The 15,173-nt window shown below is 45.8% G+C and carries 9 protein-coding genes; all 9 read right to left on the bottom strand.

Annotated features, from left to right (window positions below; all coding sequences use genetic code 11):
- Positions 1 to 37: 37 nt before the first annotated feature.
- Entirely contained in the window at positions 38 to 970 is a 933-nt protein-coding gene (locus DXN04_RS01380; protein WP_116851516.1) for a FecR family protein, read from the bottom strand.
- 813 nt (positions 971 to 1,783) lie between these two features.
- Positions 1,784 to 3,217, bottom strand: a complete 1,434-nt coding sequence (locus DXN04_RS01375) for an APC family permease (protein ID WP_116851515.1) — start codon at positions 3,215 to 3,217, stop codon at positions 1,784 to 1,786.
- 177 nt (positions 3,218 to 3,394) lie between these two features.
- Positions 3,395 to 4,006, bottom strand: a complete 612-nt coding sequence (locus DXN04_RS01370; RefSeq protein ID WP_158568797.1) for an OmpH family outer membrane protein — start codon at positions 4,004 to 4,006, stop codon at positions 3,395 to 3,397.
- A gap of 115 nt (positions 4,007 to 4,121) precedes the next feature.
- On the bottom strand, positions 4,122 to 4,808 hold the full coding sequence (locus tag DXN04_RS01365) for a DUF4397 domain-containing protein (protein ID WP_158568795.1): 687 nt from the start codon (positions 4,806 to 4,808) through the stop codon (positions 4,122 to 4,124).
- A 127-nt stretch (positions 4,809 to 4,935) separates the two neighbouring features.
- Positions 4,936 to 9,231 carry a DNA-directed RNA polymerase subunit beta' gene (gene rpoC / locus DXN04_RS01360; protein ID WP_116851512.1) on the bottom strand — a complete coding sequence of 1,432 codons (4,296 nt, stop codon included), beginning with the start codon at positions 9,229 to 9,231 and terminating at the stop codon, positions 4,936 to 4,938.
- 126 nt (positions 9,232 to 9,357) lie between these two features.
- A complete protein-coding gene (gene rpoB / locus DXN04_RS01355) occupies positions 9,358 to 13,167 on the bottom strand; it encodes a DNA-directed RNA polymerase subunit beta (protein ID WP_116851511.1) in 3,810 nt (1,269 codons plus the stop codon).
- Between the two features lie 249 nt (positions 13,168 to 13,416).
- A complete protein-coding gene (gene rplL, locus DXN04_RS01350; RefSeq protein ID WP_116851510.1) occupies positions 13,417 to 13,788 on the bottom strand; it encodes a 50S ribosomal protein L7/L12 in 372 nt (123 codons plus the stop codon).
- A 101-nt stretch (positions 13,789 to 13,889) separates the two neighbouring features.
- Positions 13,890 to 14,420: a 50S ribosomal protein L10 gene (rplJ, locus tag DXN04_RS01345; protein WP_116851509.1), complete on the bottom strand. Its 531-nt coding sequence runs from the start codon at positions 14,418 to 14,420 to the stop codon at positions 13,890 to 13,892.
- 40 nt (positions 14,421 to 14,460) lie between these two features.
- The gene (rplA, locus tag DXN04_RS01340; RefSeq protein WP_072360742.1) at positions 14,461 to 15,150 is read right to left on the bottom strand and encodes a 50S ribosomal protein L1; all 690 of its coding nucleotides are present in this window, start codon (positions 15,148 to 15,150) and stop codon (positions 14,461 to 14,463) included.
- Positions 15,151 to 15,173 lie beyond the last annotated feature (23 nt).

The raw sequence follows: 15,173 nt of genomic DNA, 5'->3' as shown, positions 1-15,173 counted from the left end.
ACAGTTAATATTGTCGTGTCTTCTTAAATTAATTATTTTAAGGTGTTACGATCGCATACGTATTTGTTCCGCTTTTCTCAATCCTAAACCCATGAACATATTGCATTGCTTCCAGTATATTCTCAACCGGCGTGGAGGCCGGGAATGTCCCTGAGACCTTTCTCTTTCCTTTAAATGCAGGATCTACGATTATCTTACAACCTTTGCGCGCCTGAATCCTTGCAAATGCATCTTCCAGTGGTGTCTGATCAAAGACCATTTTTCCCTGTCTCCAATCGCTTACTTCCTGCCTGTTCAATGCCGCCGGTACAAAGGCGCCTGTATCATCATTGAATGCCACCTGCTGGCCGGGATGCAGGATGCACGAGAACGTGGAGGTAGCTACTGATACTTTTCCTTCCAGTAAACTAACTTCTATTGTGCCATCAGCTTTGTTATTTGTCGCAATATTAAATGCAGTACCAAGTGCGGTGGTCTTCAGCTGCCGGGTGTGTACACTGAACGGACGGGCAGGATCATGTTTTACATTGAAGTAACCTTCACCTTCCAGCCACAACTCACGACTTGTATCATTATATTGCTGGTTGTAAACCAGGGATGAATGGGGTGATAACCATACGGCTGATCCGTCTGTCATAGTCATGAGTTTGATATCATTGCCAGCGTTTGCAATGGTATCCCACTTTATGGCCGTGATGTGTCTGCCCGGGCGCTGCTGCTGCCATTGCAACATCCAGGTGCCGAAGCTGATCAATACCGCTACTGTAGCAGCTACGCCATACCAGCGACGATATGGTGTCTGCTTTATACTTACAATCGGGGTGGCTGCACTCTCTTCATACATCTGTTCAAACCACACATCTGCTTCCGGTGTTGCAGGCTGACCGAGATAAGCTTCTACCAGCTTCACCTCCTCATCCGTGCAGTTTCCCTTAAAATATTTTTCCAGTAGAGAATTATCAATCTTCATTTCCTTTTTTGGTAAATCAACATAGAGAGTACGTTGTAAAAGTGAGGGAGTACTAATCAATAAATGGAGTTAATAATTGCTTAACATTGAGGCGCAAACAGCAGGAATGCCCAATCAGGTTTTGTTGCCGGCTGCAGGCAACTCCCCCATTTTCAGGAAAGAATAAATACACTCACTGTCAGGCAAAAAAAAAGCGTAGGGTAGATACCTTACGCTTGTTGTTAAGATTGTCATGTGAATGTTCGAGAATGCAAATCGTGTAGGCTTTTAATGGTTTACCATGGGGCTTAAGATCTTAACATATCTATAAGCCCCCACCCAATGAGAAAAATATCTTGAATGATTTATAAAATCAGTAAATGTTTTTTTTGAATTTAAGTACAGTTTGCTGAGTCTTCCGGTTAATTCGTTACACCTAATCAGGAAACAACGTTCCTCCTGATCCGGCTACAAGGCTACACCCAGCCGGGAAACAATAACAAGGTTATCCTATGCAACAATACTTGTTTACACACAATCCTAAAGTCGTTGACACTCATCCATCCTTATCGATCAGTAATACCGCGGGCCTTCGCGTCTGTAGTTGTGATGACTATGATAAGATACCCCACAAGGTACACACAGTGTTGACAAAGGGTTTTCTATTCATACGTGTTCGTCAAGGGTTACACACAAACCAATTCGTCGGGTCCGTCCGGAAGTCTCTATGCAAATTACATTAATTCACTGAAATTTCCACAACAGTCACATAAATTTCCAACCATTTTACATACAACTTTTGTGTCACATTATATTTTTTCTTGTCTTCTTTAGTTATTTTGACCGCGCCATAGCTATATAGTAAACCGGGATGCCTAACAGGATAATACCCAATCCGGATATAGCATAGTTGAACTCAAATTTCAGTAATAACAACGCTAATGATGCCGCAACTATTATATACAACAAAGGTAATACAGGATAACCAAATGCTTTATATGGACGAGGCATATCCGGCTGCTTGCGGCGAAGGATAAAAATACCAAGGATAGTGATCACATAAAAGATCAGTACGCCAAATATTACCATGGTCAACAAATCTCCATATTTCCCCGTCAAACATAATAAAGAAGCCCACAGGCATTGAATCCATAATCCGTTGGCGGGAACATTATACTTGTTAAGTTCTCCTGCCTTTTTGAAGAACAATTTGTCCTGCGCCATGGTGTAGTAGATACGGGCGCCGGCCAGGGTTAATCCATTATTACAACCAAAGGTCGATACCATGATCATTATAGCGATCACTATCGCACCTCCGTTACCAAAGATATGTGTCGCCGCTGCAACAGCGACGCGGTCCTTTGGTACAAATGCAATTTCCTGTAAAGGTAATACTGCTATGTACATCAGGTTCGCACTTACATACACTATCGTCACCAGGAAAGTGCCCAAAAACAAAGCCCGGCCTATATTCCGCTGCGGATTTTTGATCTCCGCCGCAATAAATGTAATGTTGTTCCAGGCATCACTGCTGAACAAGGATCCCTTCATAGATATGGCCACTGCACCAAACAATGCCAGTCCGGATAAAGCAGTCGTCACAATCTGCCCGTTGGCATCCTTTGTCACACTCATCGCATCCCAGGCATGCTCCCAGTTAGCCGACCACACTTCCGCCTTCGCCCCCAGGAAAAACCCGAATACAATCAGACCAAACAGCGATACCAGCTTGGCCAGCGTAAACACCGTCTGAATAATCTTTCCGTTCCTGATCCCCCTGGTATTGATCCAGGTAAGTACAACTATAGAAATGATCGCCAGGACCTGCGCAGCAGACACTGTGAACAAGCCCAGGTCCAACAGAATATGATCCTCACTGAAGAATGGAATGATAAACGCTGAGTATTTTGCAAATGCTACTGCTACTGCCGCTATTGTACCGGCCTGGATCACACCAAACTGTGTCCAGCCAAATAAAAACGCTATAAAGGGATTATAAGCCTCTCTGAGGTACACATACTGACCGCCGGCACGAGGGTACATACCTGACAGTTCACCGTAACTAACAGCGGCTATAATGGTCACAATACCACCTAATACCCACATCAGGGTAAGCCATCCGGCACTTCCGATAGACCTGGTGATCTCCGCTGATACGAGAAATACCCCTGATCCGATCATCGATCCGGCTACGATCATAGTTGCATCCAGCAAACTAAGGCTGGGACGGAATGCCGTCTGATGGTTATTTGTGTCCAGGTTACTCATAAAAGATTTTAGTTGATTCGTTGTACTACAGCCAGCAGCCAGGTGGAATTACTCAATATTATGCTGACTTGTAACTACCAAAAATCCCGTTCCGTAAATGCTTCAGCCTCTCTGAAACTTCACGGAACGGGATTCCAAGTTAAAAACTTTTTTATATGTTTTTGCTATAGCAACTATTTATTTTTTCTCTTCGGTTGCATTTGCCTCATTCAGCCCCTTAATCACCTCTGGAGTAATGTCATACTTTTTGTCTTTATACAGGATATTGCTTGCACCTGTACGGTAAGACATAATGTATGCATAACGCTTGTCGCTGTTGAATTTCTCCAGGAAATCATTCAGACGCTTCTGCAGTTCTTCGTTAAACTTGTTCTCCTGTTCAGCATACTTGGCACGCATGTTCTGCGCTTTGCCTTCCAGCTGTTGCTGTTTCTGATACAGGGTACGCTGCGCAGCTTCACCTTCCGACTGGGTCATCGTATTCGCTTTACGCTGGAAATCAGCAGCTTCGTTCTGCAATGCACGTACGTTTGCCTGCAGTTCGTTTTCTATAGCCTGTTGATTCGTCTCCAGCTCAGTTTTCTTTTGCTTGAAGTAGTTGTAATAGGCTTCTACAGTATCAATATCCACATAAGCAATAACGAGACCGTTTGATGCGGCCGACGCGCTGGTACCTGCTGCAGGTGCTGATGATTCGGTATTCTGTTTAGCAGGTTGTTGACAAGCCATAAAAGTCCCGGCTGCAAATGCTGCCAATAATCCGCTTTTCACAATTTGTTTAGTGCGCATGTTGTTAGGTGGATTTTTTAATCTCCTTAAATACATTTTAAAAATTAAACGGCTAAAATAAGGTTTTTACGTTATAATACTAATGTCTATAGTTTCTTAACAACTCTTTCACATTTTAATTATGTTGAAAGGTCGCAATGGTGAAACTATCCGGCTTTAGCGCATTCCCATATGCAATGAAACTATAAGTCTTTCCTGCCTCTATCACAAAATCTTCCGGGTTCGTATACAGGCGGCTCACTGAATCAGACACACTCCGTATATCCAGTTTATGCGCACCCGGTGTGAGCTCCCTGAATACACTTACACCCAGGTAACCAATGTTCGTATACGTTCTTGTACTATCCACATCAAAATCCAGGACCATAGCCGCTCCTGTAGAAAGATATGTATCGCTCAGGTTCACTACACGCAGGTAACCCGACGTTTTGCTGTCCGCCCCGATCTTATCATCTGTAGCCAGCAACTGCAACACACCATTGTGGTTCTTCTCGAAGAAAACTGTATAATGATGATTATTGCGCAGGCTGATCTGCCCCTGAATCAGCGTGTCTGTCCTGTTTCCCGTAGCAAAGATGTATAAATTATAACGCTTCGCAGTAAATGATTTATAACCACTATATTCTCCCAGGCTCAGGCCAGTGCCCAAAGTAGCTGTATCCAACACCGCATCGTAGCTGGCCTCCGGATTGGCGATATACACATTTATATAAGAAGCAGTATCCGGGATAGAACTATCACTATCCTTGTTGCAAGCCCAGATCCCCGCTATTACGACCAGTAATACAATGAGTTTTTTCACAGTCAAACTTGTTTATAAAATCGGTATCCACAATAAGTCAATACCTGAAATTTGCCCGAAAGTTACACGTAAAAAAAATGTCCCGGCACTACGCACGGGACATTTTTTTATAGTTTGAGCGTTTCGCTTATTCTTCTTCGTCGAACTGGAACACTTCTTTGGAAGATGCCAGGATATCGTATTCTTCTTTGGAACCTACGATCATGTTTTCGAACTCGCGTAAACCTGTACCTGCAGGGATCAGGTGACCTGTGATCACATTCTCCTTCAGACCCAGCATGTCATCTATCTTACCGTTGATGGCAGCAGAAGACAGTACCTTGGTGGTTTCCTGGAAGGACGCAGCAGAGATCCAGCTATGTGTACCCAGAGACGCTTTGGTAATACCTTGCAGCAGCGGGCTGGAAGTAGCTGGTTTCGCATCGCGGAACTCAACCAGTTTCCTGTCCGAACGGCGCAGCAGAGAGTTTTCTTCTCTTACCTGGCGCAGGGTAACAATCTGACCAGCTTTCAGAATACTTGATTCACCAGCTTCTGTTACTACCTTCTTATCGAATATATGGTCGTTTTCTTCAAAGAATTCAAACTTATCTACGGTATCTCCTTCGAGGAAGCGGGTATCACCCGGATCTTCGATGTTCACCTTACGCATCATCTGGCGCACGATCACCTCAATATGCTTGTCGTTGATCTTCACACCCTGTAAGCGGTAAACCTCCTGAATCTCATTTACCAGGTATTCCTGTACGGCAAACGGACCCTTGATTGAGAGGATATCTGCAGGCGTGATTGAACCATCAGACAGCGCAGTACCTGCTTTCACGAAGTCACCATCCTGTACCAGGATATGACGGGTCAATGGCACCAGGTATTTCTTGATCTGACCTTCACGGCTTTCGATGATGATCTCACGGTTACCACGTTTGATGTTACCGAAGGCAACTACACCATCGATCTCAGATACGATAGCAGGGTTGCTTGGGTTACGTGCTTCAAACAGTTCAGTTACACGTGGCAGACCACCCGTGATATCTCTCAGTTTACCGAGGATACGTGGGATCTTCACGATTACCTGACCAGCTCTTACGCTTTCACCTTCTTCGATTACGATGTGGGAACCTACTGGTAAGTTGTATGATTTCACTTCCTTGTTACCATCTACGAACAGGGAAGGGATCTTGTTCTTATCCTTGGTTTCAATAACCACTTTCTCACGGTGACCAGTCTGCTCATCAGCCTCTTCACGGAAGGTGATACCTTCAATGATGCTATCAAAACGGATGTTACCAGCGATTTCAGATACGATAACGGCGTTGTATGGATCCCATGTACAGATCATATCACCTTTCGCTACCTTCTGGCCATCTTTCACCAGCAGTGTAGAACCGTAAGGGATGTTGTTGGTGATCAGCAGACGATCGTTTTTCACGTCTACGATACGTAATTCACCTGTACGGCCAATTACCACCTGTACTTTGTCTCCTTCGTTGTTTTCGTATGTAGTGGTACGCAGACCATCGAACTGTACGGTACCTTCGAACTTAGCTTGTAAGCCGGTATCCACAGATGTAGAACCAGCCACACCACCCACGTGGAAGGTACGCAGTGTCAGCTGAGTACCAGGCTCACCGATGGACTGTGCTGCGATGATACCTACTGCATCACCACGCTGAGTCATATAACCGGTTGCCAGGTTCTTACCATAACACTTCACACACACACCTCTGCGGCTTTCGCAAGTCAGTACAGAGCGGATCTCAACAGTGTCAATTGCACTTGCTTCGATACGGTGAGCGATATCTTCGTCGATCAGGCCACCTGATTCAACGATGAGCTCTTCAGTGTGCGGATCAAATACATCCTGCAGGGATGTACGACCCAGGATACGATCGTATAATGGTTCTACGATTTCTTCATTGTCCTTCAGCGCCGAAGTAGCGATACCACGCAGTGTACCACAGTCTTCTTCGTTGATTACCACGTCCTGTGCAACGTCTACGAGACGACGGGTCAGATAACCAGCATCCGCTGTTTTCAACGCCGTATCCGCAAGACCTTTACGCGCACCGTGCGTAGAGATGAAGTACTCCAATACGTTCAGACCATCCTTGAAGTTGGACAGGATCGGGTTTTCGATGATCTCTGAACCAGTAGAACCACTCTTACGTGGCTTGGCCATCAATCCTCTCAGACCTGCCAGCTGCTTGATCTGCTGTTTGGAACCACGCGCACCGGAATCAAGCATCATGTACACAGAGTTGAAGCCCTGCTTGTCATTTGCCAGCTCACGGATCAGCGTTTCAGTTACTTTGGTATCTGCACGGGACCAGATATCGATAATCTGGTTATAACGCTCGTTATTCGTGATCAGACCCATGTTATAGTTATCCCATACTTCGTCTACCTCGCTGGTTGCACTATCAATCATCACTTGCTTCACCTCAGGGATGATCAGGTCATTGATGTTGAAGGACAGACCACCACGGAACGCCGTACGGAAACCTAATTGCTTGATATCATCCAGGAACTTCGCAGTTTTCGGGATGTCGGTGTATTTGATAATGTCACCGATGATCTCACGCAGTGATTTCTTGGTCAGCAGTGCGTTTACATACCCAGCTTCTTTTGGAACGTGCTGGTTGAAAATCACACGACCTACAGTAGTTTCGATCAGCTTGTTTACGATCTCACCCTTATCGTTACGAACGTTTGCCTTTACGCGGATATTCGCATGCAGGTTCACTTTCTGTTCGTTGTAAGCGATGATCACCTCTTCTGCAGAATAGAAGGCCATACCTTCACCCTCTACTTTTTCAGTAGGAGTAGATTTCTTGCCTTTACTGATATAATACAGACCCAAGACCATGTCCTGTGAAGGCAGGGTGATTGGTGTACCATTCTGTGGGTTGAGGATGTTGTGTGAAGACAGCATCAGCAGCTGTGCTTCCAGGATCGCAGCATTGCTCAACGGTACGTGTACCGCCATCTGGTCACCATCGAAATCCGCGTTGAACGCAGAACACACGAGCGGGTGCAACTGGATCGCTTTACCTTCTACCAGTTTAGGCTGGAATGCCTGGATGGAGAGACGGTGCAGCGTAGGAGCACGGTTCAGCATTACCGGGTGTCCTTTCAGTACGTTCTCAAGGATATCCCAAACTACTGCTTCCTTCCTGTCTACCAGTTTCTTCGCAGATTTAACTGTCTTAACGATACCTCTTTCGATCAGCTTACGAATGATAAATGGTTTGAACAGCTCTGCCGCCATATCTTTTGGCAGACCACATTCATGCAGTTTCAGTTCAGGACCTACCACGATTACGGAACGACCGGAATAGTCAACACGTTTACCGAGGAGGTTCTGACGGAAACGACCTTGTTTACCTTTCAGTACATCGGAGAGGGATTTCAGTGCACGACCACCTTCCGCTTTCACCGCATTTGATTTACGGCTGTTATCGAAGAGGGAGTCAACCGCTTCCTGCAGCATACGTTTTTCGTTACGCAGGATCACCTCTGGTGCCTTGATTTCAATCAGGCGTTTCAGACGGTTGTTACGGATAATTACCCTGCGGTACAGATCGTTCAGGTCAGAAGACGCGAAACGACCACCATCCAATGGAACTAACGGACGCAGTTCTGGCGGAACAACAGGGATATATTGCATCACCATCCATTCAGGACGGTTTTCAACACGACCATTTGCTTCACGGAAAGCTTCTACTACGCTCAGGCGTTTCAGGGCTTCCGCTTTACGTTGCTGGCTGGTTTCAGTAGCAGCCTGGTTACGCAGCTGGTAAGAAAGGCTATCCAGATCGATTCTGGCCAGCATCATTTCTACCGCTTCAGCACCCATCTTAGCGATGAACTTGTTAGGATCATCATCACTCAGCAGCTGGTTATCCTTTGGCAGGGTATCCAGGATGTCGAGATATTCTTCTTCGGTCAGGAGATCGCCATAGTTCAGGCCTTTCTCCTGCTTAGCACCAGCCTGGATAATCACGTATCTTTCATAATACACGATAGTCTCCAGTTTCTTGGAGCTCATACCCAGCAGGTAACCGATCTTATTTGGAAGAGATTTAAAATACCAGATATGAACAACAGGTACAACCAGGCGGATGTGGCCCATTCTTTCGCGACGTACTTTCTTTTCAGTCACTTCCACACCACAACGGTCACACACGATACCCTTATAACGGATACGTTTGTATTTACCGCAGTAGCACTCATAGTCCTTTACAGGGCCGAATATCCTTTCGCAGAACAAACCATCACGCTCCGGCTTATAAGTACGGTAGTTGATGGTTTCCGGCTTCAGCACTTCGCCATAGGAACGCTCCAGGATGCTATCCGGAGACGCCAGACTGATGGTAATGCTATTAAAGTTTGATTTAGGACGATTTTCTTTCTTGATGGCCATTGTATGTTGTTTAAAGAAAATTCACATGGAAAAAGAGTTCCGGCTTTATAAGCTGCAAGCCACAGGCCGCCCGCCCCTTTTTCGGGACTGCTTCCTGCAGCTTGTAGCTATTTATAGCTTAAACTACTATTCAAATTTCAGATCCAGACCCAGACCGCGTAACTCATGAATCAATACGTTGAATGATTCCGGTACGCCGGCTTTAGGAATGTTATCGCCTTTCACGATAGACTCATAAGCTTTGGCACGGCCTACAATGTCATCAGATTTAATGGTTAACAGCTCCTGCAGAATGTTGGATGCACCATATGCTTCCAGTGCCCACACCTCCATTTCACCAAAACGCTGACCACCGAACTGCGCCTTACCACCCAACGGTTGCTGGGTAATGAGAGAGTATGGTCCGATAGAACGGGCGTGCATCTTATCATCCACCATGTGGCTCAGCTTAAGCATGTAGATAACACCCACGGTAGCTTTCTGGTGGAAACGCTCACCGGTTTCGCCATCATACAGGTAAGTATGGCCAAAGCTTGGCAGACCTGCATTATTGATATAATCTGCGATCTCCTCTGTAGTAGCACCATCAAAGATTGGTGTAGCGAACTTAACACCCATCTTCAGACCAGCCCAACCAAGTACAGTTTCGTAAATCTGACCCAGGTTCATACGGGAAGGTACCCCGAGTGGGTTCAGTACGATATCTACCGGTGTACCGTCTTCCAGGAATGGCATGTCTTCATCACGTACAATCTTGGCAACGATACCCTTGTTACCGTGACGACCCGCCATCTTATCACCCACTTTCAGCTTACGTTTGCTAGCCAGGTAAACCTTAGCCAGTTTCAGTACGCCGGCTGGCAACTCATCACCAATGCTGATGTTGAACTTCTCACGTTTGTAACGTCCCAGTTCTTCATTGTACTTGATGTTATAGTTGTGCAGCAGTGTGTTGATCTGATCATTGGTTACATCGTCTGTAGTCCAGCCCAGTGGGTTCACGTTCTGGAAGTCGATGTTAGCCAGGTTCTTGGAAGAGAACTTAGAGCCTTTGGAAATCAATACTTCACCGTAAGTGTTGGTAATACCCTGGGAAGTTTTATCCTTCAGCAGTGTCAACAGCTTACTCATCAGCACTTCCAGCAGGTCTTCTTCATTCTTCTGGTGTACTTTTTCCAGTTTCTCCAATGCCGCTTTTTCACGGGTCTTGGAGTTCTTATCTTTCTTAGCGCGGCTGAACAATTTCTTGTCGATTACCACACCTTCTGTGCTTGGAGGTGCCTTCAGGGAAGCATCTTTCGCATCGGAAGCCTTGTCACCGAAGATCGCACGGAGCAGTTTTTCTTCAGGAGAAGGATCAGATTCACCACGGGGAGTGATCTTACCGATCAGGATGTCACCTTCCTTGATGTGCGCACCTACACGGATAATACCGTTCTGATCCAGATCTTTGGTTGCTTCCTCACTTACGTTTGGAATATCTGGTGTCAGTTCTTCTTCACCCAGTTTGGTGTCACGTACTTCCAGCTCATATTCATCGATGTGTATGGAAGTGAAGAGGTCTTCACGGCCTACACGCTCAGAGATTACAATCGCATCCTCAAAGTTGTAACCTTTCCATGGCATGAACGCCACTTTCATGTTACGACCCAGGGCCAACTCACCACCGCGGGTTGCATAACCCTCAGTCAGGAAGTCACCGAATTCCAGCTGTTGTCCTTTCTTAACGGCAGGACGCAGGTTGATACAGGTGCTCTGGTTGGTTTTTACGAATTTAGTCAGGTGGTAGATCTTCAGATCATCTTCGAAGGATACCAGTTTCTGCATTTCGTCACGCTCGTAACGAACATGAATTTCATTGGCATCTACGAATTCTACCACACCACGACCTTCAGCAGTGATCTGCAGACGGGAGTCGCGGGCTGCCTTTCCTTCCAGACCGGTACCTACGATAGGCACCTGTGGATTGATCAGCGGTACTGCCTGACGTTGCATGTTTGATCCCATCAACGCACGGTTGGCATCATCATGCTCGAGGAACGGAATCAGGGAAGCACTCAGACCCACGATCTGGTTCGGAGCCACGTCCATGTATTCTACCTCACTTCTATCCAGGATTGGGAAGTCACCGGTTTCACGGGATTTCACCTTATCATTTACGAAGTTACCCACTTCATCCAGCGGAGCGTTTGCCTGCGCGATCTTCACACTATCCTCTTCTTCAGCGCTCAGGAACTTCACAGCCTCCATATCAACTTTACCATCCTGTACCTTACGGTATGGCGTTTCGATAAAGCCCATATCATTCACCTTAGCGTGTACGCAAAGGGTGGAGATCAGACCGATGTTTGGACCTTCCGGGGTTTCAATGGTACAGAGACGGCCGTAGTGGCTATAGTGTACGTCACGTACCTCGAAACCTGCTCTTTCACGACTCAGACCACCGGGGCCCAGCGCGGAGATACGACGCTTGTGCGTGATCTCAGACAGCGGGTTGGTTTGATCCAGGAACTGGCTCAACTGGCTGGTACCGAAGAAAGAATTGATTACGGAAGACAGTGTCCTCGCATTGATCAGGTCTACTGGTGTAAATACTTCATTATCACGAACGTTCATTCTTTCACGGATGGTACGTGCCATACGCGCCAGACCAACACCAAATTGAGCATATAACTGCTCTCCTACGGTACGTACACGACGGTTAGACAGGTGATCGATATCATCGATTTCCGCCTTGCTGTTTGTCAGCTGAACCAGGTACTTGATGATCGCAATAATGTCTTCTTTGGTCAGCACCTTCATGTCCAGTGGTGTAGGCAGACCCAGTTTCCTGTTGATCTTATAACGGCCTACATCTCCGAGATCATAACGCTTGTCAGAGAAGAATAATTTATCAATGATACCCCTTGCTGTTTCATCATCCGGCGCATCGGCACCGCGCAATTGACGGTAGATGTGCTGAACGGCTTCCAGCTCGGAGTTGGATGTATCTTTATTTAAAGTATTGTAGATGATGGAGAAGTCGCCGCTCACCTCTTCTTTCTGCACAAATACGCTCTTCACACCCATGTCAACGATAGTCTCAATGTTTGCTTCATCGAGGATGCTATCACGCTCCAGAACGATTTCGTTACGTTCGATGCTCACTACCTCACCGGTATCTTCATCTACGAAATCTTCTACCCAGCTTCTCAGTACACGGGCACCCAGTTTCTTACCTGCGTATTTATCAAGGCTCTTCTTGTCTGCTTTTACTTCATCAGCCATCCCGAACAGCTGCAGGATGTCCTTATCTGTTTCGTACCCGATAGCACGTAACAGCGTAGTTACGGGGAATTTCTTCTTACGGTCGATGTATGCATACATCACATTGTTGATGTCAGTTGCAAACTCCATCCACGCGCCCTTGAACGGAATCACCCTTGCAGAGTAGATTTTAGTACCGTTCGGGTGGATAGACTGACCAAAGAATACACCAGGAGAACGATGCAGCTGAGATACAACTACACGTTCGGCTCCGTTGATCACGAAAGTACCTCTCGGAGTCATGTAGGGTATGTTCCCAAGGAACACGTCCTGCACAATCGTCTGGAAGTCTACGTGCTCCTCATCGTTACAGCTCAGGCGCAGTTTAGCCTTCAGCGGTACAGAATAGGTAAGCCCACGCTCAATACATTCCTCTATGGTATAACGCGGAGGGTCTACAAAGTAGTCCAGAAACTCCAGATTGAAGATATTGCGGGTATCTGTGATCGGGAAGTTCTCCTTGAATACTTTAAAAAGGCCTTCATTGTTACGCTTGTCTGGTGTGGTTTCTAACTGGAAGAAATCCTTGAAAGATTGAATTTGGATAGCCAACAGATCCGGTGTCTCAGTTACTTGTTTGATCTTTCCAAAGTTTATTCTTTCACTTGTTTGGGCTTTTTTTAGAGACATATTCGAAGTTAGCAGTTATATTAACTTATATAATATTGTGAGGTGTAGATCACAACATGAATCGGGGAAATTAAGGATTCTTTGCCAATTACCCTCAAAAATTTCTGTCTTCTCCTAATTGTCAAATCCACCGACCCGGTGATTTTCCCCTTTTGACGCTCCGAAAAAGACACTTTCCCAAAGGGAAGAAGGCCAAAAGTGCCAAAAAGCACTTTTGACCTTTATAAAGAGGTATTCTTAAGCAAAGAATTACTGAATTTCAACTTCAGCGCCAGCTTCAGTCAGCTTAGCTTTCAGGTCTTCTGCTTCAGCCTTGCTAACACCAGCTTTCAGTTCCTTTGGAGCACCGTCTACCAGTTCCTTAGCTTCTTTCAGACCAAGACCAGTCAGATCCTTAACGATCTTAACTACGTTCAGTTTGCTAGCACCTGCAGATTTCAGGATAACGTTGAAGGCAGTTTTTTCTTCTGCAGCAGCAGCTCCACCGCCGTCAGCAGCTACAACAACTGCAGCAGCAGCTGGTTCGATACCATATTCGCTCTTCAGAACGTCTGCCAGTTCTTGTACTTCCTTAACAGTTAAACCTACTAATTGTTCGGCTAATGCTTTAACGTCTGCCATTGTATAATGTTTTTAAGAATTTGAATGTTAAATTGATAATTTATATTGTGACTTGGAAGCCATAATTTATTGGTCGTGAGCTTGTTACACTCACTATCAGCTTATTCAGCTGCTGGAGCAACAGCTTCACCTGCGCCCTCTTTCTTTGCTTTCTCAAGCAAACCAGCGATAACACGCTTAGCAGGAGATTGCAACAGACCGATAACGTCTCCAATGAGTTCGTTCTTGGTCTTGATCTTAACCAGGTTAGCCAGTTGCGCATCACCAGTGTAGATTTCATCACCTACAAAAGCAGCTTTCAGCTCAGGCTTTTCAGTTTTCTTGTTGTCCTTACGGAAAGAAGAGATGATTACAGCTGGTTCCTTTGGAGAATCAGAGAACATCAGGGCAGTTACACCATTCAGTGCATCAAATACACCTGCATATTTCTCAGCATCCAGAGATTCCAGTGCTTTCCTGATGAGGGTGTTCTTAGCCACCTTCATTTCCACGTTCTTGTCAAAACAAACACGACGCAGATTGTTAACCTGCTCAACAGTCAGAGACTCAGTATTTGTGATGTAGAAGTTGTTATATTGAGAGAACTTACCTTTCAGCAGTTCAATCACTTCATTTTTTTGATCTTTGTTCATAGCTTTTCTCAGTTTGTCGATCTGCCAGCCGGCGAATCAGTTAGTTTTGAACAGATTTAGTGTCAACCGTGATGGCAGGGCTCATTGTGCTCGCCATAGCCAGGCCTTTCAGGTAAGTACCCTTAGCAGTAGCTGGTTTCAGCTTGATAATAGCGTTGATCAGTTCCTGGGAGTTCTGCTCGATCTTTTCAGGTGCAAATGATACACGACCAATAGAAGCGTGAATGATACCAGCCTTATCTACCTTGAAGGTAATCTTACCACCTTTCACCTCGTTTACTGCAGCCGCTACATCGTTTGTAACAGTACCAGTCTTAGGGTTAGGCATCAGGTTACGGGGACCCAGGATCTTACCCAGCTTACCAATCTTAGGCATCACAGCAGGAGTTGCTACGATTACATCGATATCGGTCCAGCCAGCTTCAATCTTCTGGATATACTCGTCCAAACCAACGTGATCAGCTCCGGCTTCTTTCGCAGCAGCCTCTTTGTCAGGCGTGCAAAGTACCAGAACGCGTTTAGTTTTACCAGTACCGTGGGGAAGCGTTACGGAACCACGGATAGCCTGGTCTGCTTTCTTGGGATCAACGCCCAGACGGATATGTAAATCGACAGAGCTGTCGAACTTAGTGCAGTTAATGTCTTTTACAATTGTGGACGCCTCTTTCAGAGAGTAGATCTTGTTCTTGTCCACTTTTGTATCAGCTACTTTTCTTTTCTTAGTTGCCATTGCAAAATGTTTTAAAAAGTTAA

The sequence above is a fragment of the Chitinophaga silvisoli genome, assembly GCF_003412465.1.
Lineage (GTDB): Bacteria > Bacteroidota > Bacteroidia > Chitinophagales > Chitinophagaceae > Chitinophaga > Chitinophaga silvisoli.
This window is presented reverse-complemented; position numbering and strand designations above follow the sequence as displayed.

Coding starts and splice junctions, on each gene's coding strand:
- rplA (WP_072360742.1), bottom strand. CDS start 15,150: ATGGCAACTAAGAAAAGAAAAGTAGCTGATACAAAAGTGGACAAGAAC.
- DXN04_RS01375 (WP_116851515.1), bottom strand. CDS start 3,217: ATGAGTAACCTGGACACAAATAACCATCAGACGGCATTCCGTCCCAGC.
- rpoC (WP_116851512.1), bottom strand. CDS start 9,231: ATGGCCATCAAGAAAGAAAATCGTCCTAAATCAAACTTTAATAGCATT.
- DXN04_RS01380 (WP_116851516.1), bottom strand. CDS start 970: ATGAAGATTGATAATTCTCTACTGGAAAAATATTTTAAGGGAAACTGC.
- rplL (WP_116851510.1), bottom strand. CDS start 13,788: ATGGCAGACGTTAAAGCATTAGCCGAACAATTAGTAGGTTTAACTGTT.
- rpoB (WP_116851511.1), bottom strand. CDS start 13,167: ATGTCTCTAAAAAAAGCCCAAACAAGTGAAAGAATAAACTTTGGAAAG.
- DXN04_RS01370 (WP_158568797.1), bottom strand. CDS start 4,006: ATGCGCACTAAACAAATTGTGAAAAGCGGATTATTGGCAGCATTTGCA.
- rplJ (WP_116851509.1), bottom strand. CDS start 14,420: ATGAACAAAGATCAAAAAAATGAAGTGATTGAACTGCTGAAAGGTAAG.